Annotated in this window: 20 protein-coding genes; 8 read left to right on the top strand and 12 right to left on the bottom strand. The window is 70.6% G+C overall.

Annotated elements, in window-relative coordinates; translation table 11 throughout:
- Window positions 1–298 precede the first annotated feature (298 nt).
- The 5 genes from G6023_RS02815 to G6023_RS02800 all read right to left on the bottom strand — a co-directional run bounded on the left by G6023_RS02815 (window position 299) and on the right by G6023_RS02800 (window position 5,686).
- Entirely contained in the window at window positions 299–1,414 is a 1,116-nt protein-coding gene (locus G6023_RS02815) for an ABC transporter substrate-binding protein (RefSeq protein WP_347570704.1), read from the bottom strand.
- The gene (locus G6023_RS16120) at window positions 1,402–1,899 is read right to left on the bottom strand and encodes an ABC transporter substrate-binding protein (protein WP_277817495.1); all 498 of its coding nucleotides are present in this window, start codon (window positions 1,897–1,899) and stop codon (window positions 1,402–1,404) included. Before G6023_RS16120 ends, G6023_RS02815 begins: the two co-directional genes overlap by 13 nt.
- A gap of 153 nt (window positions 1,900–2,052) precedes the next feature.
- Window positions 2,053–3,657 (bottom strand): ABC transporter substrate-binding protein, encoded by a 1,605-nt coding sequence (locus tag G6023_RS02810; protein ID WP_132063107.1) that lies wholly within the window; start codon window positions 3,655–3,657, stop codon window positions 2,053–2,055.
- The gene (locus tag G6023_RS02805) at window positions 3,654–4,721 is read right to left on the bottom strand and encodes an ABC transporter ATP-binding protein (RefSeq protein WP_119192567.1); all 1,068 of its coding nucleotides are present in this window, start codon (window positions 4,719–4,721) and stop codon (window positions 3,654–3,656) included. The genes G6023_RS02810 and G6023_RS02805 overlap by 4 nt, the downstream gene beginning before the upstream one ends.
- Entirely contained in the window at window positions 4,718–5,686 is a 969-nt protein-coding gene (locus G6023_RS02800; RefSeq protein WP_132063106.1) for an oligopeptide/dipeptide ABC transporter ATP-binding protein, read from the bottom strand. Before G6023_RS02800 ends, G6023_RS02805 begins: the two co-directional genes overlap by 4 nt.
- 267 nt (window positions 5,687–5,953) lie before the next feature.
- Here G6023_RS02800 and G6023_RS16240 point away from each other — a divergent pair, with 267 nt between their 5' ends.
- The 3 genes from G6023_RS16240 (at window position 5,954) to G6023_RS02785 (ending at window position 8,762) form a co-directional block, all read left to right on the top strand.
- Window positions 5,954–7,072 (top strand): ABC transporter permease, encoded by a 1,119-nt coding sequence (locus G6023_RS16240; RefSeq protein WP_120282963.1) that lies wholly within the window; start codon window positions 5,954–5,956, stop codon window positions 7,070–7,072.
- On the top strand, window positions 7,065–7,988 hold the full coding sequence (locus G6023_RS02790) for an ABC transporter permease subunit (protein WP_132063105.1): 924 nt from the start codon (window positions 7,065–7,067) through the stop codon (window positions 7,986–7,988). The genes G6023_RS16240 and G6023_RS02790 overlap by 8 nt, the downstream gene beginning before the upstream one ends.
- Window positions 7,989–8,057: 69 nt before the next feature.
- Window positions 8,058–8,762, top strand: coding sequence for a TetR/AcrR family transcriptional regulator (locus G6023_RS02785; protein WP_067716442.1), 705 nt, complete (start codon window positions 8,058–8,060; stop codon window positions 8,760–8,762).
- Here the strand turns inward: G6023_RS02785 and G6023_RS02780 are convergent.
- Window positions 8,718–9,686: a formylglycine-generating enzyme family protein gene (locus tag G6023_RS02780; RefSeq protein ID WP_182634032.1), complete on the bottom strand. Its 969-nt coding sequence runs from the start codon at window positions 9,684–9,686 to the stop codon at window positions 8,718–8,720. The genes G6023_RS02785 and G6023_RS02780 overlap by 45 nt on opposite strands.
- Window positions 9,683–10,267 (bottom strand): TetR/AcrR family transcriptional regulator, encoded by a 585-nt coding sequence (locus tag G6023_RS02775; RefSeq protein ID WP_182634031.1) that lies wholly within the window; start codon window positions 10,265–10,267, stop codon window positions 9,683–9,685. Before G6023_RS02775 ends, G6023_RS02780 begins: the two co-directional genes overlap by 4 nt.
- Before the next feature lie 113 nt (window positions 10,268–10,380).
- Between G6023_RS02775 and G6023_RS02770 the strand changes: the two genes are divergently transcribed.
- Both G6023_RS02770 and G6023_RS02765 read left to right on the top strand, forming a co-directional pair.
- Entirely contained in the window at window positions 10,381–11,280 is a 900-nt protein-coding gene (locus G6023_RS02770) for a TauD/TfdA dioxygenase family protein (protein WP_119192572.1), read from the top strand.
- Window positions 11,277–13,670, top strand: a complete 2,394-nt coding sequence (locus G6023_RS02765) for a sulfatase-like hydrolase/transferase (protein ID WP_182634030.1) — start codon at window positions 11,277–11,279, stop codon at window positions 13,668–13,670. The genes G6023_RS02770 and G6023_RS02765 overlap by 4 nt, the downstream gene beginning before the upstream one ends.
- 25 nt (window positions 13,671–13,695) lie before the next feature.
- Here the strand turns inward: G6023_RS02765 and G6023_RS02760 are convergent, their stop codons facing one another.
- The 4 genes from G6023_RS02760 to G6023_RS02745 all read right to left on the bottom strand — a co-directional run bounded on the left by G6023_RS02760 (window position 13,696) and on the right by G6023_RS02745 (window position 17,190).
- Complete coding sequence (locus G6023_RS02760) at window positions 13,696–14,880, bottom strand: NAD(P)/FAD-dependent oxidoreductase (RefSeq protein ID WP_182634029.1); 1,185 nt, start codon at window positions 14,878–14,880, stop codon at window positions 13,696–13,698.
- A 4-nt stretch (window positions 14,881–14,884) separates the two neighbouring features.
- Window positions 14,885–15,151 carry a hypothetical protein gene (locus G6023_RS02755; RefSeq protein WP_067716453.1) on the bottom strand — a complete coding sequence of 89 codons (267 nt, stop codon included), beginning with the start codon at window positions 15,149–15,151 and terminating at the stop codon, window positions 14,885–14,887.
- A gap of 313 nt (window positions 15,152–15,464) precedes the next feature.
- A complete protein-coding gene (locus tag G6023_RS02750) occupies window positions 15,465–16,277 on the bottom strand; it encodes an aspartate dehydrogenase domain-containing protein (protein ID WP_182634028.1) in 813 nt (270 codons plus the stop codon).
- Between the two features lie 160 nt (window positions 16,278–16,437).
- A complete protein-coding gene (locus G6023_RS02745) occupies window positions 16,438–17,190 on the bottom strand; it encodes an MOSC domain-containing protein (RefSeq protein WP_132063100.1) in 753 nt (250 codons plus the stop codon).
- Between the two features lie 139 nt (window positions 17,191–17,329).
- On the opposite strand from G6023_RS02745, the gene G6023_RS02740 reads away from it, so the two are divergent.
- Both G6023_RS02740 and G6023_RS02735 read left to right on the top strand, forming a co-directional pair.
- Entirely contained in the window at window positions 17,330–17,524 is a 195-nt protein-coding gene (locus G6023_RS02740) for a hypothetical protein (protein ID WP_132063099.1), read from the top strand.
- Between the two features lie 79 nt (window positions 17,525–17,603).
- Window positions 17,604–18,080, top strand: coding sequence for an SRPBCC family protein (locus G6023_RS02735; RefSeq protein ID WP_132063098.1), 477 nt, complete (start codon window positions 17,604–17,606; stop codon window positions 18,078–18,080).
- 50 nt (window positions 18,081–18,130) lie between these two features.
- On the opposite strand, the gene G6023_RS02730 is transcribed toward G6023_RS02735, so the two are convergent.
- Window positions 18,131–18,277, bottom strand: a complete 147-nt coding sequence (locus G6023_RS02730) for a hypothetical protein (RefSeq protein WP_167492397.1) — start codon at window positions 18,275–18,277, stop codon at window positions 18,131–18,133.
- Between the two features lie 155 nt (window positions 18,278–18,432).
- Here G6023_RS02730 and G6023_RS02725 point away from each other — a divergent pair, with 155 nt between their 5' ends.
- Window positions 18,433–19,317 carry a TIGR03619 family F420-dependent LLM class oxidoreductase gene (locus tag G6023_RS02725; protein WP_120282945.1) on the top strand — a complete coding sequence of 295 codons (885 nt, stop codon included), beginning with the start codon at window positions 18,433–18,435 and terminating at the stop codon, window positions 19,315–19,317.
- Window positions 19,318–19,401: the final 84 nt, after the last annotated feature.

Genomic DNA, 19,401 nt, shown 5'->3' with positions numbered 1-19,401 from the left:
CGGCGCAGCCGCCCCCTGGCATGGCGTCTCGCTCCCGGAAGTGCACGGGATCTCACCAGCCGCTCCTGGCCGTGGCGTCTCGCCCACCCCGCGGTGCGCGCGAGACGCCACGTTGAGGCGCGGCTGTGAGGGGCGCGGCTGTGAGGGGCGCGGCTGTGAGCGGCGAGGCTGCTGTCCGCCTGGCCCGCCCGCCCCACCCCGCCTCGCGCCACCCCGGACAGCCGACGGCCCCGGATCCCGTGGAGATGTCTCCGGGATCCGGGGCCGTCGGCGTTCGAGAGGCGGGCGGGCCGCGCGATTACTCCTGGACGAACGCCCCGTCGAAGAACATCGTGGAGTACAGGCTCGGCGAGACGCCCTTGACGGAGTCGTCGACCACCACGTACTCCTGCGCATTGGCCATCACGGCGAACGGCACGACCCGGTTGTAGACCTCCTGCAGGTCGGTCGCCGCGGCCTTCTGCGCCTCGAGGTCGCCGGCGGCCTTGAACGCGGTCACGGCCTTCGTGAGCTCGGGGTCGTCGACGCCCGGGATGTTGAGTGAGCCACCGGGGGTCATGGCGCTGGCGAAGGTGGAGGCCGGGTCGGCGTCCGAGGGGGACAGCCCGCCGATGACGGCCTCGTAGTCGCCGGTGAACTGGCGGGCCACGACCTGCGCGACCGGCTGGCTCTGGATGGTGACGTTGAAGCCCGCCGCGTCGAGCAGCGCCTTCACCGCCACGCCGGACTCCATGTTCTCCGGGCTGTCCGCCACGAGCAGGGTGAGCTCGCCGTTCCAGTCCGGACGGTCGGCCTTGACCTCGTCGATGAGAGCGGTGGCCTGCTCGACGTCGAACTCGGGGCCCTGCTGCCCGTCGTAGAAGCGTGAGGACTCCGCGATGATGGCGGACGTGGGCTGGCCGAGACCGCCGGTGAGGCGCTGATCGATGAGCTCCCGGTCGAGCGCCATGGCGAACGCCTGACGGGCCCGCTCGTCGGTGAGGACGCCGTCGTATCCGGCGTTACCGGCGTTGAGGTTGACGATGGAGCCGGCGCTGGTGATGGTCTCGAAGCCCCGGTCGCCGGCGTCCTGGGCGGCGGTGACGGTCTTGGCGCCACGCAGGAACCCGACCTGGACCTCGCCGGTCTGGAACGCCTCGTAGGTGCCCTGGGAGCCGGGGATGCGGATGAACTCGAGGGTGGGGCAGACGGGTCCGCCGTAGTAGTCCGGGTTGGGCTCCAGCACCAGCTCCTGGTCCGGGATGTACTCGGAGACCGTGAACGCGCCGGCACCGATCGGGTTGCGGGCCCACTGGGCGGGGTCCGCGGCCTCGTAGGCGTCCTTGGGGATCACCTCGCCCGCGGTCCCGGCCAGCAGGATCGGGAAGCCGGCCCACGGCTCGGTGAGCGTGAACTCGACGGTCAGCGGGTCCACCCGCGGGCCTGCTCGACCTGCATCGCGTCGGTCATCGCGTTGGAGACGGTCTTCGGGTCCTTGTGGAGGTCGATCGTGAACGCGACGTCCTCGGCGGTGAGCGGATCGCCGTTGGAGAAGGTGACGCCGTCGCGGAGCGTGAGCGTCCACACGGTGTTGTCGTCATTCGCCTCGAGCGACTCGGCCAGCTTGGGCTCGAACTCGGCAGCCTCGGGGTTCCACCGCATGAGGCGGTCGTAGACGGCCGCGGACTCGGTGGCCCCGCGGACACCGAACTGGCCCTGGCCGGGCGCGAACGAGGGGAGCATCGCGTACTCGCCCATGGTGATGGTGCCGCCGACGCGGTCGGCGGTGCAGCGCTCGGACTGGTCCGGGGCGGTGGCGCCGGAGGCCGAGGCGGTGGGATCGGCTCCGCCGCCTCCGCATGCGGTGAGCGCGAGGGTGGTCGCGGCGAGGACGGCCAGGGCGCTGGTGGCGCGGGTCATCTGTTCTCCTGATCGTGAGGGGCGGCGGGCCGGTCGGCCCGCCGCTCATAGGTGTTTCCGGCACAGAGATGCCCCGGGCTCTCACCGGTGGGCGGGAGCCCGGGGCACGTCTGTGTGGTACGGGGGCGGCCCGTCAGGGCCGCGGGGGAGTGATCACTCCTTCACGAAGGCCCCGTCGTACAGGACGGTCGAGGACAGGGTCGGGGTGAGTCCGCCGACCGTGTCGGAGACGGCCACGTACTGCTCGGCGTTGGCCATCACGGTGAACGGCTGCACCTCGTTGAAGACCTCCTGCAGTCGGGTCATCGCCTCCTTCTGGGCGTCGAGGTCCGCGGCGGCCTTGAGCTCGTTGACCGCGGCGGTGAGCTCGGGGTCGTCGATGCCCGTGAGGTTGGTCGCGCCGGTCGGGGTGAACGCGCTGGCGAACGTGGACGCCGGGTCGGCGTCCGAGGTGGCCAGGCCGCCGATCACGATCTCGTAGTCGCCGGTGAACTGACGCGCGGTGACCTGGGAGACCGGGGCGTTCTCGATCTGGACGTTGAACCCGGCCGCGTCCAGCAGCGCCTTGGCGACCACGCCGGCCTCGATGTTCTCGGGGCCGTCGGAGATGAGCATCCGCAGGGAGCCGTCCCAGTCGGGGCGGTCGGCCTTGAGCTCCTCCACGAGCGACTTCGCACGCTCGACGTCGTACGTCGGGCCCTCCTGGCCGTCGAACAGGCGGGAGGACTCGGCGACCAGGGCGGAGGTCGGCTGACCCTCGCCGTCGTACAGGCGCTGGTTCCACAGGTCGCGGTCCATGGCGGCGGCGACGGCCTGGCGGGCGCGGACGTCGGTGAGGACGCCGTCGTAGCCGGCCTTGCCGGAGTTCATGTTGATGACCGAGCCGGAGCTGATGATCTCCTCGAAGCCGCGGACGTCGTCGGCCGTGGCCATGTTGACGAACTTGGCGCCGCGCAGGAAGCCCACCTGGAGCTCACCGGTCTGGAACGCGTCGTAGGTGCCCTGGGAGCCGGGGATGCGGATGAACTTCAGGGTCGGGCAGACGGGGCCGCCGTAGTAGTCCGGGTTGGGCTCGAGGACGGTCTCCTGGTCGGGGATGTAGTTGCCGACCGTGAAGGCGCCGGCGCCGATCGGGTTGCGGGCCCATTCCTGCGGGTCGGCGGCCTCGTAGGCGTTCTTGGGGATGACCTCGCCGATGGTGCCGGCGAGCGCGACGGGGAAACCGGCCCACGGCCGGGCGAGCGTGAACTCGACGGTGAGGGGGTCGACCACGCGGGTCTCGGAGATCTCCATCGCGTCGGTCATGGCGACCGACCGGGTGGCGGGGTCCTTGTGCAGGCCGACGGTGAACGCGACGTCCTCCGCGGTGAGCGGGTCGCCGTTGGAGAAGGTGACGCCGTCACGCAGGGTGAGGGTCCACACGGTGTTGTCGTCGTTGGCCTCGAGGGACTCGGCGAGCTTGGGCTCGAACTCCTCGGCCTCGGGGTTCCACACCATGAGCCGGTCGTAGACGGCCGCCGACTGGGCGCCGCCGCGGACGCCGTACTGGCCCTGGCCGGGCGCGAAGGACGGGAGCATGGAGAACTCGCCCACGGTGATCTCGCCGCCGGCCCGGTCCTCGGTGCACCGCTCGGACTGGTCGGGGGCCTGGCCCTCGGCGCCGCCGGAGGCGGAGGTGGACTCCTCCCCGCCGCCGCAGGCGGACAGGGTCAGGGCGGCGGCCGCGAGGACGGCCATGGCGCTGGTGGTGCGCTTCATCGATTCTCCTGGAGTGGGTGGTGGCACGCGACCTGGTGGCCGGGTGCGATGTCGACCAACGGGGGGCGTTCGGTGGCGCAGATGTCGGTGGCCAGTGGGCACCGGGTTCGGAATCTGCATCCGGATGGGGGGTTCAGGGGCGAGGGCAGCTCGGAGCTGGTCGCGGTGATGGAGTCCTCGCCGAGCGTGTCGGCGAGCGTGCCGCCGAGCGTGGGCGCGGACGAGATGAGGAGCATCGTGTACGGGTGGGCCGGGGCCCGGTACAGCGACTCGGTGTCGGCGACCTCGCAGACGGTGCCGAGGTACATCACCGCCACGCGGTCCGCGATGTTGTGCACCACCGACAGGTCGTGGGAGATGAAGATCATCGTCAGGCGGTAGCGCTCCTTCATCTCCTCGAGGAGGTTGAGGATCTGTGCCTGCACGGAGACGTCGAGGGCCGAGACCGGCTCGTCGCACACCAGCACCTCGGGCTCCAGGACGAGTGCGCGGGCCAGGGCGATGCGCTGGCACTGCCCGCCGGAGAACTCCGACGGGCGGCGGCCGCCGGCGTGCTCGGGGTCGAGTCCGACGGCCTCGAGGGCGGAGTCGACGCGGCGCCGGATCTCCTCGCGTCCACCGTCGACGCCCTGGATCTCGAGGCCCTCGGCCACGATGTCGCGGACCCTGCGGCGCGGGTTGAGGGAGGACACGGGGTCCTGGAAGACCATCTGGATCATCTTGCGGGCCCGGGTCAGGGCCGCCCCGGACAGCGAGCACAGGTCGGTGTCGTCGACCATCACGCGCCCGGAGTTCGGGCGGGGCAGCTGCAGCATCGCCCGGCCGAGGCTGGACTTTCCACAGCCGGACTCGCCGACCAGGGCCAGTGTGGAGCCGCGGGGGACCGTGAGGGAGACGTCCGAGACGGCGTGGACCGTGCCCTTGCGGGTGTGGTATTCGACGGTCACGTGGTCGACGACGAGTTTGTCGGCCCCGTGCTCGTCGACGACGACGTCGGCATCGGCCGGAGGGCGCGCGTTCTCCGGCTCGGCCGAACCGGTGAGGTGAGGGGAGGGGACGGTCATGATGCCTCGCTGGTGGTGCTGGAAGCGGCGGGGACGAGCGGGTGATGGCACGCGGCGCGATGGATTTCAGCGATGGGGACACCGAACCGCGGTGTCACGTCGGGTGCCGTCGCCAGGTCCTCGAGCGGCGGGTCCACGGCGAGGCAGTCGTCGGCCACACGCGGGCAGCGGGGTGCGAACCGGCAGCCGGCGGGCATCTCCCGCAGGTTCGGCGGGCGTCCCTCGATCACGGTGAGCCGGGTGTGCGGCGGCAGGTCGGGACGCGGGATCGAGTCCAGCAGCGCCCCGGTGTACGGGTGTGCGGGCTCGTCGAGCAGGGCCCGGGTGTCGCCCACCTCGAGGAACCGTCCGGCGTACATGACCCCGATCCTGTCGGTGTGCTGCGAGACCACCGCGAGGTCGTGGCTGACGAGGATCATCGCCATGTCCGAATCGGCCTGCAGCCCGTGCAGCAGGTCGAGGATCTCGTGCTGCACCGTCACATCGAGCGCGGTCGTGGGCTCGTCGGCGATGAGGAGCTTGGGCGAGCAGGACAGGGCGATCGCGATGCCGACCCGCTGGCGCATGCCGCCGGAGAGCTGGTGCGGGTACTCGGAGAGCCGGGCGCGCGGTGAGGGGATGCGCACCCGGGTCAGCAGCTCGACCGCGTGGTCGGTGGCCTCGCGGCGGCTCAGTCCCAGGTGGTGGCGCAGCGGGTCGGTGATCTGGCGCCCGATGGTCCGGATCGGGTTGAGCGAGGTCAACGGGTCCTGGAACACCATGGCGATCTCGCGGCCCCAGAACTTCTGCGCCTCGCGCTGGGACAGGGACAGGACGTCCCGGCCGTCGAAGCGGACCGTGGAGCCCTGATCGACGCGGGCGGTGGTTGGCGCGATGCCCATGATCGACCGCACGAGCATCGACTTGCCCGAGCCGGACTCGCCCACGATGCCGATCGTCTCGCCCCGGCGCAGGGAGATGTTCACCCCGTCGACGGGCGTGATGCGACCGTCGGGGGTGTCGATGTGGGTGCGCAGGTCCCGGACCTCGAGCAGCAGGTCGGGGTCCGAAGGCCCGTGTCCGCTGGGTGCTGCGGCGGCGATAGCTGCCTCCTGGGGTTGGTGTCTCGGACGGGGATCTAAGACAACTGCTTAGAACGTGTTGCTGTGATGAGTATCACGGCATAGGGTGTCCACGTCAAGGTGATTAAGAAGCCGCCTCATGCGGTGACTCAAACGAAGGGGTCTCCCCACGTGCTCAGGTTCATTGGCGAACGCGCTCTGCACGCGGTCGTCGTCGTCGTACTCGCGACCATCGGCGCGTTCTTCCTGATGGAGGCCGTTCCCGGCGACTCCGCGGCATCCGCCGTGGGGCCGGGCGCGACCGCGGAGCAATACCAGGCAGCCCGGGAGGAGCTGGGTCTCGACGACCCGGTCACCACCCGGTTCGCGGAATGGGTCGGCAGCATGGCCTCGGCCGACCTGGGCAACTCGCTCATCCCGCCCAATCAGCCGGTCACCGAGATGATCGGCAACGCGCTGCCGGTCACCATCCAGCTGGCGTTCCTGTCGATCATCCTGTCGCTGGCGATCGCGGTCCCGGTGGCGGTGTGGTCGGCCTACCGCCGTGGTGGGGTGTTCGACCAGGTCGCCTCGGTCGTGGCGTTCGCGTTCATCTCGGTGCCCAGCTTCGTGGCCGGCCTGCTGCTGATCTACCTGCTGGTGTTCAACCACTCCTTCGCGCAGCAGCTCATCCTCGGCGCGGCCGTCGTGATCGGGCTGGTGGTGGCGCTGTCGCCGCTGGGCCGTCGGGGCGGGCGCGGGGCACCCGGCGTCACCTGGGGCCGGTCCCTCATCGCCGGTCTCGCGGTGGGCGGGGTGATCGCCGTGATCGCGCTGTTCCTGCCCGAGTTCCCCCGCCAGGGCTACGCGCCGCTGGCCGAGGGGCTGGGGGAGAACCTGCGCAGCATCATGCTGCCCGCGCTCACCCTCGCGCTGATGGAGGTCGCGATCTTCACCCGCGTCCTGCGGACCGACATGATCTCGACCCTGCAGCAGGACTTCGTCCTGTCCTCGCGCGCGAAGGGCATGCCGACCGGCCACGTCCTGGTCAAGGAGGCCCTGCGGCCGTCGACGGTCTCGATCATCACCCTCGCCGGCATCAGCCTCGGTCGCCTCATCGGCGGGACGGTGGTCGTCGAGCGGCTGTTCAACCTGCCCGGTATGGGCAGCATGATCGTCGACGCCGTCCAGAACGACAATCTGCCCGTGGTGCTCGGCGGCGTGATCGTCATCGCCGTCTTCTACGTCGTGGTCAACATGACCGTCGACGTCACCTATGCACTCATCGACCCGAGGATCCGCCGTGGCTGACAACGACCCCACCCGTTCCACCGTCGCCTCGACCGCGACCGCGACCATCGCCGCGGAGGCGCCCGCCCGGCGCACGCTGCGCCTGCCGAAGCTCTCCGCGGTCGGCACCCTGCTCGCCCTCGGGTGGACCGCCCTCATCGTTCTCGGCGCGTTGATCGTCGACTTCCTGCCGCTGGCCGAGGCGCGCGACCCGCAGTTCGCGCTGACGACCCGGTCCCTGCTGCCGCCGGATCTGCTCACGGCGCATCCCCTGGGCACCGACCGTCAGGGCCTCGACATCCTCGGCGGCCTGCTCTACGGCGCCCGGGTCTCCATCGTGGTGGGCATCGGCGGTGTCGTCATCGGCGCCCTCATCGGCGGCGCGCTGGGCCTGGTGGCCGGCTACAAGGGCGGCTGGGCCGACCGGATCGTCTCCATCATCAGCGACGTCCTGCTGGCGTTCCCGTCGCTCATCCTGCTCATCGCGATCGTCACGGTCCTCGACCCGACCCTGCTCAACGTCACCCTGGCGCTGGGCATCATGGTGGTGCCGTCGTACGCACGGCTCGTCCGCGCCAACGCGATGAGCTTCGCCGGCCGCGAGTTCGTCACCGCCGCCCGGTCGCTCGGTGCGGGCGAGACCCGCATCATGCTGCGCGAGGTGGCCCCCAACATCGTGGCGCCGGTGCTGTCCTACAGTTTCATGCTCGTGGCGGTGCTGATCGTCGCGGAGGCCTCGCTGAGCTACCTGGGGCTGAGCATTCCTCGGCCCGAACCGACGTGGGGCAACATGATCAGCGCCGGTCAGTCCGATTTCGAGAGGTACCCCGGACTGGTGGGGATTCCCGCCATCGTCCTGTTCCTCACGGTGCTGAGCTTCAACCAGCTGGGCGAGGCCGCCGGCCGCAAGTGGAGCCCCGGAGCGGCGAAGATCTGATCGACGCCGACCGGCCCGGTCCGGCGGCGGTATGGGCACGTGTTCAATCAAGGCGGAGGAAGGGGCCCGATGGACCCGACGAATGAACCCTCGGTCGAGGGAGCCGCCCAGGCGAGGGACGCCAAGACGGCGATGCTCGAGATCGCCGAGCAACTGATCAGCGAGCGCGGTCTGGACCGTGTCTCGATGCGCGACGTCGCCACCGCCGCCGGGCAACGCAACAACTCCGCGGTGCAGTACCACTTCGGCAGCCGCGACGGTCTCATCCTGCAGGTGCTGCGGCGCCGGCTGACCGCCCTCGACGTCGATCGCCGGCAGCGGTTGGCGGAGATCGACGAGCAGGGCCTGGGCACCGACCTCGCGGCTCTCGTGCGGGTGCTGTTCGAGCCGATCGTCGAGCTGCTCCGGTCCCAACCCGAGTCCACCTATTACGCACGGTTCCTGCAGCGGGTCGGACCTGTCATGGCCCCCGGGATCCCGGAGGCGCAGTTGCGCACCGCGACCGACGACGTGGTGGTGCGCCTCATCGATGTGCTCTCCCACCTGCCGCGGCGGGTGGCGTTCGAACGTATCGACCTGGCCACCCAGATGTTCACCGGTGCACTGGCCGTTTACGAGGACCGTCGGGACGCCCGGAACGCCGTGGTCAACGCCGACTTCGACAAGGTCGTCGCCCATCTCTACGACATGGTCGAGGCCGCGCTGCGTGCAGGGGTCGGACCAGGGGAGTCACACGTCGCGGACGCACCGGAAGCCGAGGTTGGCAGTAGCTGAACCGGCGGTGTTCGCGGATCGGGCCGCCACCCGGTATCGGTGGCAGTACGACTCGTGGCACAGGTAGGAACCTCCCCGCATCACGCGCCACGTCTCGTCGCCCGGGCTCTCGTCGGGGCGCGGACCGCGGGGATCCTCTCGGGGCGAGACCGCGTAGTAGCCGGGGTCGAACACGTCGGCGCACCATTCCCACACGTTGCCGACCATCTGGTGCAGGCCGTATCCGTTCGGCCGGAACGCGCGTACCGGGGCGGTCGTCAGGTGGCCGTCGTCGAGCGTGTTGTGGGAGGGGAACCGTCCCTGCCACACATTGAGTCCCCACCGACCGCGCGGGGTCAGCTCGTCGCCCCACGGGAAGCGGGCCCCGGCGAGGCCGCCCCGTGCCGCGTACTCCCACTCCGCCTCGGTGGGCAGGCGGGCCCCCGCCCATTCGCAGTAGGCCGTCGCGTCGTTCCAGGACACGTGCACGACCGGGTGGTTCTGCACAGCGGTGATCGAGGACCTTCGCCCGCCGGGGTGGCGCCAGTCGGCTCCCCGCACGGCCACCCACCACGGCGTGGAATCCAGGTGGTGGAGGACGTCAGCCGGGTCGGCCTCCACGGCGAGATGGAACACCGGCGAGACGCCGAGGTCCTCCGCGTCGGTCACGTACCCGGTGTCCTTGCAGAACCTGGCGAACTGGGCGTTGGTGACGGCGCACTCGTCCATCCGGAACGAGCGCAGGCTCACCTCGTGCAGGGGTAGCTCCCCGTCGTCGGGGTACCCCTCGTCGAAGTGGTCGCCCATCACCGACGTCCCGCGGGGAATCAGGACCTGCCGGCGGGGGCGGTCGGCTCCACGGCCCGGGGACCGCGGGCCCCGCAGGTTCGGCCCGTCCGGAGGGGGCGGGGCGCCCGGTGCGCAGCAGGCCCTCGTCGTCGTCATCGTCCTTCCCCGGCTCCCCGGCCCGTGACCACCTCGGACAGGAGTTCCGCCATCCGCGTGTCGACGCCCTCGCGGTCGGCGGCTCCGACGTCCAGGACGTCGAGGATCTGGTCGCGCAGAACCGGCCAGGCATAGATCACCGTGAGGGCGAGCGCGAGGTGCAGTTCGCCGGCCGGCGGGGGATCGGTCATGCGGGACACCGCGCCGGCGGGCCGGACCGAGGCGTCGATCAGCGGCCGCGACACGGCGTCCGGATCCAGGGACAGCCACACCAACAGGCGGCTGAAATCCGGGTTCTCGACGGCTCCGGTGAGCATGGAGTACACGGCCCGGCCGGCATCGTCGTGGTCTCCCACCCGGGCGGTGCCGTGCCACAGGCCGTCCTCGAGTACCGCCGACAACAGGTCGTCCTTGTTCCCGATGTGTCGGTGGATGAGACCGAGGTTCACCCCCGCGGCCTCGGCCACCAGGCGCAGGGGCGCCCGCGGCCCGCGGGCCGCGAAGATCCGGCGGGCGGTACCGAGAACGGCGCGGCGTACTGCGTCTCGTCCGACGGGGCGATCCGATTCGGGGAGATCCATGGACGCCACTGTAGACGATCGTCTACAGTCACGGTTGAGCACGCTGTAGACAATTGTCTACGCCTCGCGCGTCGTCCCCTCGACCAGGCCCACCGGCCACGGAAGGAACCCCCATGCAGGTCACGATCGGCGATCACGACATCGAGTTCGGCCCCAAGCGGATGCGGCTGACGGCCGACGATGCCCCGCCCGCCACCTACCACCACATCGGCGTGCGGCCCGTAACCCCGTTCATCGGAGCGGACGTCGAGGGCGTCGACCTCGCCGCCCCGTCACCCGAGCAGATCTCCGAACTCAAGACCGCGCTCCTCGAGAGGAAGGTGCTCTTCTTCCGGGACCAACAGCACGTCACCGCCCACCAGCACCGCGACTTCGCCGCCCACTGGGGTGACCTGGAGGTCCACCCGCTCCTCGACCAGGGGGAGATCCCCGAGGTCGTGAGGTTCGACCGCGGACAGGACAACCCGGGCATGGAGAACATCTGGCACGTGGACGTCACCTGGCAGGACCGGCCCCCCATGGGGTCGGTGCTGCGGGCGATCCAGGTCCCCGATGCCGGCGGCGACACCCTGTGGTCGGACATGGGCAACGCCTACGACGCGCTGCCGGACGAGATCAAGGAGCGGATCGACGGGCTGACGGCCACACACGACTTCACGCCGTCGTTCGGCCGGAGTATGTCCCCCGACAAGCTCGCCGAGATGCAGAAGCGCTACCCGCCGCAGCACCATCCGGTGGTCCGCACGCACCCCGAGACCGGCCGCAGACTCCTGTTCGTCAACAGCCTGTTCACCACAGGTATCGACGGCATGGACCCGGTCGAGGGCAGGGAGTTGTTGCGGCGCCTGCTCGACCAGGTCAAGATGCCCGACTTCCAGGCACGCCTGCGTTGGGCCCCGGGCACGGTGGCGTTCTGGGACAACCGGGCCACCCAGCACTACGCGTGCAGCGACTACTTCCCCCATCGTCGGGTCATGGAGCGCGTCGCCATCGTCGGGGACGTGCCGGCATGAGCCCGTCAGGCGACGCGTTCCCCGAGGCCGGTCTCGACCGTCACGTCCTGCCCGTGCGGCGGCTCGCCGGTCGGGTGCCCGCCGAGATGGACCGCCGCGACCAGCAGGACAGGTTCCCCGGCGTCGAGCAGATCCGCCCACCGCAGGGGGCGCCCAACGTCCTGCTGGTGATGCTCGATGACGTGGGGTTCGGCACGTCCTCGGCGTTCGGGGGCCCCTGCCGCACGCCGACCTTCGAGCGCCTCAACCATGACGGGGCGGGGTACACGCGGTTCCACACCACCGCGCTGTGCTCGCCGACCCGCGCCGCGACCCTCACCGGGCGCAACCACCACAGCGTGGGGATGGGCGTGATCGCCGAGATGGGCACCCGCGCTCCCGGATACACGGGCATGCGGCCCGACTCGGCGGCCACCATCGCCCGGGTGCTGCGCGGCAACGGCTACGCCACCGGCGCGTTCGGCAAGATGCACCAGACCCCGCCGTGGGAGACCACGGCGGCCGGGCCGTTCGACCGCTGGCCCACCGAGGAGGGGTTCGACACCTTCTACGGGTTCCTGGGCGCCGAGGCGGACCACTTCACCCCGGTCCTCTACGACGGGCGTCGGCAGGTGGACCCGCCCCGGACGCCGGAGGAGGGATACCACCTCACCGAGGACCTGGTGGACCACGCCGTCCAGTGGGTCGAGAACGTCTCCGCCGTGGCCCCCGACATGCCGTGGTTCTGTTACCTGCCGCTGGGCGCGGTCCACGCGCCGCTGCACGTCCCCGAGTCCTACCGTGACCGGTACGCCAGCGAGTTCGACGACGGCTGGGACGCCCTGCGCGAGCGGACCCTGGCGCGCCAGAAGGAACTAGGAGTGGTCCCCGAGGACACCGAGCTGGGACCATGGGCGCCCGGTCTGCCGCACTGGGACGAGCTCGACGACGACGAGAAAAAGGTCGCCGCCCGACTCATGGAGCTGTACGCCGGGTTCCTCGAGCACACCGATGACCAGGTGGGGCGACTCATCGACCATCTCGACTCGACGGGTGCGCTGGAGAACACCCTGGTCCTGTACATGGTCGGGGACAACGGCGCCTCCACGGAGGGCGGCCGGCTGGGCGCGTTCAACTACCTCGCCGGACTCAACGGGCTGCCCTCGACCACCGAGGAACTGCTGGCCAAGTGGGACGATCTCGGCGGCCCCGACTCGTACCCGCACTTCCCGTCGTCCTGGGCACTGGCGCTGAACACCCCCTACCAGTGGGCCAAACAGGTCGCCTCCCACTACGGCGGGACCCGGAACGCCCTCGTCGCGCACTGGCCGGGCCGGATCGCCGAGCCGGGCAGGTTGCGCCACCAGTGGCACCACTGCGTGGACATCGCCCCCACCATCCTCGAGGCCGCGGGCCTGCCGATGCCGCACACCGTGGACGGCGTGGCGCAGAAGCCGTTGGAGGGGGTGGGCATGACCTACACCTTCGACCAGCCCGACGCCCCGGACCGGCACACCACCCAGTACTTCGAGATCTTCGGCAACCGCGGGATCTACGACCACGGGTGGACCGCCGTGACCGCGCAACGGGCGCCCTGGCTGATGGCCACCTCCGGCGTCGACCTCACGCCGCTGGCGGACAGTACATGGGAGCTCTACGACACCCGCGCGGACTGGTCGCAGTCCCGTGACCTCGCCGCAGAGCACCCCGAGATCCTCGAGCGGTTGACGATGAAGTTCATCGCCGAGGCCGCGCGGTACGACGTCCTGCCGCTGGACGACAGCACCGTGGGACGCCAGGCCGGCGTCGACAACCGCCCACCCCACCCCATGGGCGGCCGCTCGTCGATCACCCTGTACCCGCACATGGACGGGCTCAACGAGAAGGCCGCGCCCAAGCTGCTCAACCGTGCGTTCCGTCTCACGGCGGCGCTGGAGGTCCACGGAGGCGATTCCCCCGCGGCCGGGTCCTGCGAGGGTGTGCTGCTCAGCCTGGGCGGCCGCTTCGGTGGCATGACGCTGTACATCGTCGACGGGGTGCCCGTCTTCGAGTACAACTTCTTCGGTCGCCACCACGGCCGGGCAGCCGGCAGCGAACCGCTCGCCGCGGGTGCGCGCACCGTCGAGCTCGAGTTCGCCTACGACGGAGGGATCGCGGCGGGCGCGGACCTGCGCCTGCTCGTCGACGGTGAGCAGGTGGGGCAGGGGCGCATCGCCGTGACGGCCCCCGCGATGTTCAGCATGAACGAGACCCTCGACATCGGGCGCAGTCGGGGGAGCGCGGTGAGCACCGCGTACGAGGGATCGTTCCCGGTCCGCGGCGCCACGCTCCACCACGTGCAGGTGGATCTCGGTCGCGGCAGTGAACTCCCGCAGGCGCGACGGGACGAGATCGAACTGGCCACCCACTGACCTCGGCGACGGACCGGTCGCCGGGTCAGACCCGGCCGCGCAAGAGCTTGCGGAAGTACACGACGGGCTGGACGAACCGGTCGAACGCGTACGTCATCCGTCGCGGGGCGAAGAGGTCGATCCCCGGCACCGACGGGGCCGGCCGGCCGTCCCGGTCGTGCTCGTCGAGCACCAGTCGGCCCCTGCTCACGGCCACGGGGATGACCGTGTAGCCGTCGTACTCCTTCAGCGGCTCACCGTCGCGGGCGGCGCGCAGGTTGTCGGCCACCACCGCGACCTGGTCGCGCAACGCGCCACCGGACGGGCGGGTGTCCACGGTCGCGGCGTCCCCCAGTCCCCACACCGTCTCGTGGCGCGTGTGGCGCAGGGTGCGGGGGTCCACCTCGACGAGCGTGGCGGCGTCGCCCGTCGCCAGGCCCGAGTCGGCGACGAATCGCGGTGCGCGGCTGTCCGGGGTGACGTAGGCGAGGTTGACGTGCTCGAGGGTCACCGGGGCGGGGCCGTCGAGCGAGACGGTCCGGGCAGCGTGGTCCACGGCGGTCACCCGTGTGTCGGCGTGCACCGTGATGCCGTAGTCCTCGATGAACGGCTGCAATCGGGAGTCGATCTTCTCCAGTCCGAGCAGTCCGCCGAACGGGGTCACCAGGTGCACGTCGATCCGGTCGAGCACCTCGGCGCGCCGCCACCGGTCGCACGCCAGGAACATCGCCTTGAGCACCGTCCCGCCGCAGGATGCCGGCTCGGGCGGAACCGAGAACACCACGGTGCCCTCACGTTCACGCACGAGGGCGGCACATGCCCGACCGGCGTACTCGGGCACGTGGGCGGATACGGCCCAGCCGTCGACGTAGGCCTCCTGCAGTCCCGGAATCTCCTCCCAGTGCGGGGTGAGACCGGGGCACAACACCAGGTCGCGGTAGCTGACGGACGCGCCGCTGTCGAGGGAGACGGTCCGGGCGTCGGGATCGACGCGGGTGGCTGCGTGCGGCACGAGTTCGACCCCGTCCGGGACCACGGTCGCCATGGCCCGCTCGTAGCGGGACATGCGTGCCTGCCCGGCCGCGGCGTAGTTCAGCATCGGCCGGTAGCGGTGCACCGGGCTGGGGTCGATGAGCGCGATGCCGCCCACGCCATCGCGCCTGAGGCGGGCCGCCAGGGAGACCCCGGCATTGCCTGCCCCGACGATCACGGTGTCGAACGCGGCGGGCATGGCTCTAGAACACCTCGAACGCGTAGCCGACGAGGCCGACCACCAGGAGGAGGACGACGATGGCGATGACCACGATCCACACGACGGGACTCGTGCGTCCCGGCTGAGGAGTCGGGCTCTGCCGCTCCGTGGGGGCCTGCTTCCTGGCCGCACTGTCCGACTGCAACGAGGTCGAGTCGGAGTCCGGCGTCACCCCGGCGGGGGCGGAACCGGTGTCATCCACGTCCGGGCTCTGGGCGGGATCCGGGTCTGACGGTCGGGCGTTGGTCATAGTCGCACCTCTCGTTGACTGGGACCCACACGCTAGGGGCTCGGCGGTCGAGCTTCCACCGGTCGGCCTGTCACCGGCCGGTCTATCACCTCGCGACGCGCCCCGCGGCCCGGGCGTACATCACGGCAGCACACCTTCCACCAGTTGCGCTGCCCCGTTGCCCTACGCTGCCGAAATGCACGTTTCAGAGGGGGTTGTGCTGGGAAAATGGACCAGAGAGGGCGCATAAGCCACAGCGCTTGACATCGAGCGGCGCCAGCGCACCCCTGCCCGGTTGCGCTGGCTCGTCAGGTCATCCGGCATCCGCTACCGGCTACCCGCGACCCGGGACCTGGTTGAGCACCACCACGCCCGGCCCCGCCCCGGCCGCGAGACAGGACAGGACCTCCGCGACCGACCAGGCGGTGATCGCCGAGGTGCGGCCACCGGAGTCGGGGTTCAAGGAGTTCTCGAACTGCAGCTCGTAGTGGCCGATCGGCGACACCCATTCCACGACGTGACGGGTGCGCTGGACCTCCGGGTCGGCGACCACGATCACCTCGGTCCGGTCCAGCCCCACCGTGGCCAGCGCGAGGGCGACCGAGGCGTTGGAGGTGAGCGGGAACGCCAGCGCCGCCTCACGGGCCGAGCCGCGGAACACCTCCCGACGTCCGGTGAGCTGCTCGGCGACGTTCAGTGCGGCCGGGCTCTTGATGGTGTGGTGCCGCAGCCGGGCATCGTCAGAGCCCGCGCGTGCCGCCGCCGAGAGGATGTCGAGCCCGCCGATCGCCCCGGCGGGCACGAGCACGCGCCCCGACCCGGCTTCGCCGGCGGTGAGATCACGCGGGTCCTCGTGGCGGGCGAACACCCCACAGGAACAGACGACGATGTCCTTCCCGGCCGCCGTCACCCGCGGGATGAACTCCTCGGTAGCCTCGACGCCGCCGGCCTCGACCACCACGTCGGCCGCCTCGATCGTGTGAGTGATCTCCTCGTCCGTGGCGCGCGAACGGATCACACCGCCCAGCCGGGCACCGGGAACGTCGCCCCGCTCGAGGGCCCGGATCACCGCGCCACCTATAGCGCCGGCACCGATCACGGCGGCCACCAGCTGCGGGTCGGGTGAGGGGGCGCGGGAAGGGGCCATAATGAGGCCACCGTACCCACTCTGACGAGCCCTTACCGGTCCGTTCGTGTCTCCAGTGGGGTGTACAGGCGACGGGGTGCGACGACGAGGTGTGCGCTCGCTGGATCGAGTAGGTGACCGGGTTGAACCGGCGCCTCTCGGAGCAGGTGGGGCGGGACGGTCAGAGGAGTCGGACCTCGTCGCCCTCGCGGATCGTGCCCGGCGTGATCGCCCTCAGATAGACCCCCAGCGTGGCGTCGGTGTCGCGCGCCGACGTGCGCAGGATCGTGCGGTCGTGGGGCAGGTCCGCCTGCGGCAGGGTGACCATCCGGCAGCGGGGGATCCGCATCACCACCTCGCAGGTCGTCTCACCGATGTGCAGTCGACTGCCCACCCAGTCGAACTCGGGGTGGCCGGTGGCATCCGCGCAGGTCGAGACGATGAGGTTTGTGCGAAACCTGCGCGGGTCGATCGCCGAGTCAGGGAGGGCGGACTGCAGGGTGGACATCGCGGTCGTGGTGAGCAGTGAGAGCGGCATGGCGTCGAAGTACGTACCCCGCGGCGGGGCCCCGTCGTCGTCGGGTCCGGCCGGCGTGGGCGGGCGGGGGCACAGCCGCACCCGTGCGCCCAGTGCGCCGGACAGTGCGTCGTGGACGCGATCGTCATCGCTGCGCAGGACGCGGCCGTCCGGGAACGTCACCTCGACGGTCGGGGTCGATTCCGAGTGCGGTTCCTCGGCGTAGCGGGCGTGGAAGCCGAGCAGACCCGACAGTTTCTTCGCGGACAGGGGCTCCCCGTCGTCCTCGCCGCGAACCACCCAGCCGCGGTCGCCGGGCAGCCCCCACGGCCCGGTCAACTCGGCCGAGTGCAGCCGGTCGCCGCGCATAGACTTCACGGGATGGCGCCCCAGTTGGGCGACCCGACCTACTCGCATGTCGGCACCCTACGTCCGGTGCGCGACACCCGGGGAGGCGATCTGACGTCGCCCGGCGTACCGGTGGTGGGGCTCAAAGTGGTCTCACGAGGGCCGATCGAACCCACCCCGAGCCCCCTCGGGGCGTTAACCTGGGAGCATGAGGTCGCACGCGGCGGGACCGCTGGTCGGGCTGGGGCTCATTTATGGTGCCGGGGTCGGCGCCGTTCTCGGCCTCGCGATCGCTGGCGCCCCCGACCTGGCGCTCTGGCTGGTGACCGGTGCGGGCATCGGTGTGGTCGTGGGGAGTGTCGCCGAACTGTGCCGTGACGTGGCGCGGCGGACGGCGTACTGACGACCGACCACTGCGGTACCGTCCGCGGCCCTATCGTGGTGTGATCCGAGCCCGAGATCTCTGGAAGGACTGATCCGCCATGGCCGCCATCACCACCGTCGACCGCGGGCCCCGTGTGGTCGCCCGGAGTGTCACCGTCAACGCCTCCGCCGAGGAGTTGTTCGGGCTCCTGACCGATCCGCGAAAGCATGGCCTCATCGACGGGTCGGGGACCGTCCGCGACAACGTCAAGGGCCCGTCGACCCTGTATGAGGGCGCCAAATTCACCACCGCGATGCGGATGTTCGGCGTCCCGTACCGCATCACCAGCACGGTCACCGAGTTCGTCGACTCGCCCGAGCGGAAGGTGATCGAGTGGGCGCACCCCGCAGGCCACCGCTGGCGCTGGGAGTTCACCCCGACCGCGGACGGCCGTACCGAGGTCACCGAGTGCTTCGACCCCCGGCCCTCGAAGATCGGCAAGGTCTTCGAGAAGATCGGGGTCGCCGACCAGAACGCCTCCGGCATCACCGAGACGCTCTCGCGCCTGGCCGCGAAGTACGAGACCGCGGGCTAGCCGCGGGCCGCCCGCCCACTCAAGCCCGCTCACGCCCGCGGTCGGCCTGGTTAGGGGCGATGAGGGCGGTGGTGGAGGAATCTGGTCCGGCTCCCGCGGTGGGGGCCGCGGTCGTACAACTCGCGCAGGGTGGTCTCGCCCGTCGAGGCCGCCGACGCCTCGACCGCGCGCCACTCGCCGGTGGTGCTGATGCCCATGTCGGTGCTGTCCGCGGTCAGTCCTTCGGGGTGGTGGCGGCGGGTGACGGAGCCGACGATACAGCGGTGTACACAATTGACTACAGTTTATGTACACAAGTGACTACAGTGGCGGTGGCGGGCCGACCCTCCGGCTCGAGGAAGAAGGTCACATCATGCAGTTCTCCGTTCCGGTCGCGTTCAGCCCGATCGACCAACTCCTCGGCCTGGCCCGCGCGGCCGAGGACGCGGGCTTCGCCCGCGTCACGCTTCCCGATTCGCTGTTCCTGCCCCACCGGCAGGACACCGATTACCCGTACACGCCCGACGGGGCGCGGATGTGGGACGAGCACACCCCGTGGGTCGAACCCCTGACCGCGATCGCCGCGATGGGCGTCGCCACCTCGACCATCAGGTTCTGCCCGCAGGTCCTCAAACTCGGACCCCGTCAGCCCCTGCTGCTGGCGCGGCAGTTGTCCACGGTCTCCCACTTGACCGGCGGACGCATCGACCTGGGGGTGGGGATCGGATGGGACCCCAATGAGTTCGCGTGGTGCGGAGTCCCCTACCCGGGACGTGGCAAGAGGGTCGACGAGATGCTCGAGATCATCCGCCTGGCCGGTGACGGCGGGTGGTTCGAGTACCACGGTGAGCACTTCGACTTCGACCGCCTCACACTGGACCCGCCGCCCGTGGCCCAGGTGCCGTTCTACGTGGGCGGCCACACCGCTCCGGCGCTCCGCCGAGCCGTCCGGATCGGCCAGGGGTGGACCTCGGCGATGATGGGATTCGACGAGATCGCCGCCACCATCACCCGCCTCGGAGAACTGCTCGAGGCCGACGGCCGCTCCCTCGCCGACCGCGGGGACGGCCGGCCGTTCGAGATTCAGGTGGCCTGCACCGACCGGTACGGCACCCGCGGTTTCGCCCAACTCGAGGACGCGGGGGTTACCGATGTCATCGTCATCCCGTGGCTGATCGAGGGCCACGGATACGACGCCCCGCTGGACGCCAAGCGCGAGTCGATCGCCCGGTTCGGCGAGAAGTACATCAGCGCATGACCGCGACACACATCAAGCACACCGCTACGACCCGAAGGAGCCCCACATGCCCGACACCCCGTCCCTGAAGCTCGGTTACAAGGC

Origin of the sequence: Dietzia sp. DQ11-71, from assembly GCF_014144995.1 — a bacterium.
GTDB classification, from domain to species: domain Bacteria; phylum Actinomycetota; class Actinomycetes; order Mycobacteriales; family Mycobacteriaceae; genus Dietzia; species Dietzia kunjamensis.
The sequence above is the reverse complement of the archived record's forward strand: the minus strand, read 5'-3'. Positions and strand labels throughout refer to the sequence as shown.

Bases quoted from the DNA above. Each gene is read 5' to 3' on its own strand.
- G6023_RS02780 (WP_182634032.1), bottom strand. From the start codon at position 9,686: ATGACGACGACGAGGGCCTGCTGCGCACCGGGCGCCCCGCCCCCTCCG.
- G6023_RS02775 (WP_182634031.1), bottom strand. From the start codon at position 10,267: ATGGATCTCCCCGAATCGGATCGCCCCGTCGGACGAGACGCAGTACGC.
- G6023_RS02810 (WP_132063107.1), bottom strand. From the start codon at position 3,657: ATGAAGCGCACCACCAGCGCCATGGCCGTCCTCGCGGCCGCCGCCCTG.
- G6023_RS02770 (WP_119192572.1), top strand. From the start codon at position 10,381: ATGCAGGTCACGATCGGCGATCACGACATCGAGTTCGGCCCCAAGCGG.
- G6023_RS02755 (WP_067716453.1), bottom strand. From the start codon at position 15,151: ATGACCAACGCCCGACCGTCAGACCCGGATCCCGCCCAGAGCCCGGAC.
- G6023_RS16120 (WP_277817495.1), bottom strand. From the start codon at position 1,899: ATGACCCGCGCCACCAGCGCCCTGGCCGTCCTCGCCGCGACCACCCTC.
- G6023_RS02740 (WP_132063099.1), top strand. From the start codon at position 17,330: ATGAGGTCGCACGCGGCGGGACCGCTGGTCGGGCTGGGGCTCATTTAT.
- G6023_RS02785 (WP_067716442.1), top strand. From the start codon at position 8,058: ATGGACCCGACGAATGAACCCTCGGTCGAGGGAGCCGCCCAGGCGAGG.
- G6023_RS02745 (WP_132063100.1), bottom strand. From the start codon at position 17,190: ATGCGAGTAGGTCGGGTCGCCCAACTGGGGCGCCATCCCGTGAAGTCT.
- G6023_RS02725 (WP_120282945.1), top strand. From the start codon at position 18,433: ATGCAGTTCTCCGTTCCGGTCGCGTTCAGCCCGATCGACCAACTCCTC.
- G6023_RS02735 (WP_132063098.1), top strand. From the start codon at position 17,604: ATGGCCGCCATCACCACCGTCGACCGCGGGCCCCGTGTGGTCGCCCGG.
- G6023_RS02730 (WP_167492397.1), bottom strand. From the start codon at position 18,277: ATGGGCATCAGCACCACCGGCGAGTGGCGCGCGGTCGAGGCGTCGGCG.
- G6023_RS02750 (WP_182634028.1), bottom strand. From the start codon at position 16,277: ATGGCCCCTTCCCGCGCCCCCTCACCCGACCCGCAGCTGGTGGCCGCC.
- G6023_RS02805 (WP_119192567.1), bottom strand. From the start codon at position 4,721: ATGACCGTCCCCTCCCCTCACCTCACCGGTTCGGCCGAGCCGGAGAAC.
- G6023_RS02765 (WP_182634030.1), top strand. From the start codon at position 11,277: ATGAGCCCGTCAGGCGACGCGTTCCCCGAGGCCGGTCTCGACCGTCAC.
- G6023_RS02760 (WP_182634029.1), bottom strand. From the start codon at position 14,880: ATGCCCGCCGCGTTCGACACCGTGATCGTCGGGGCAGGCAATGCCGGG.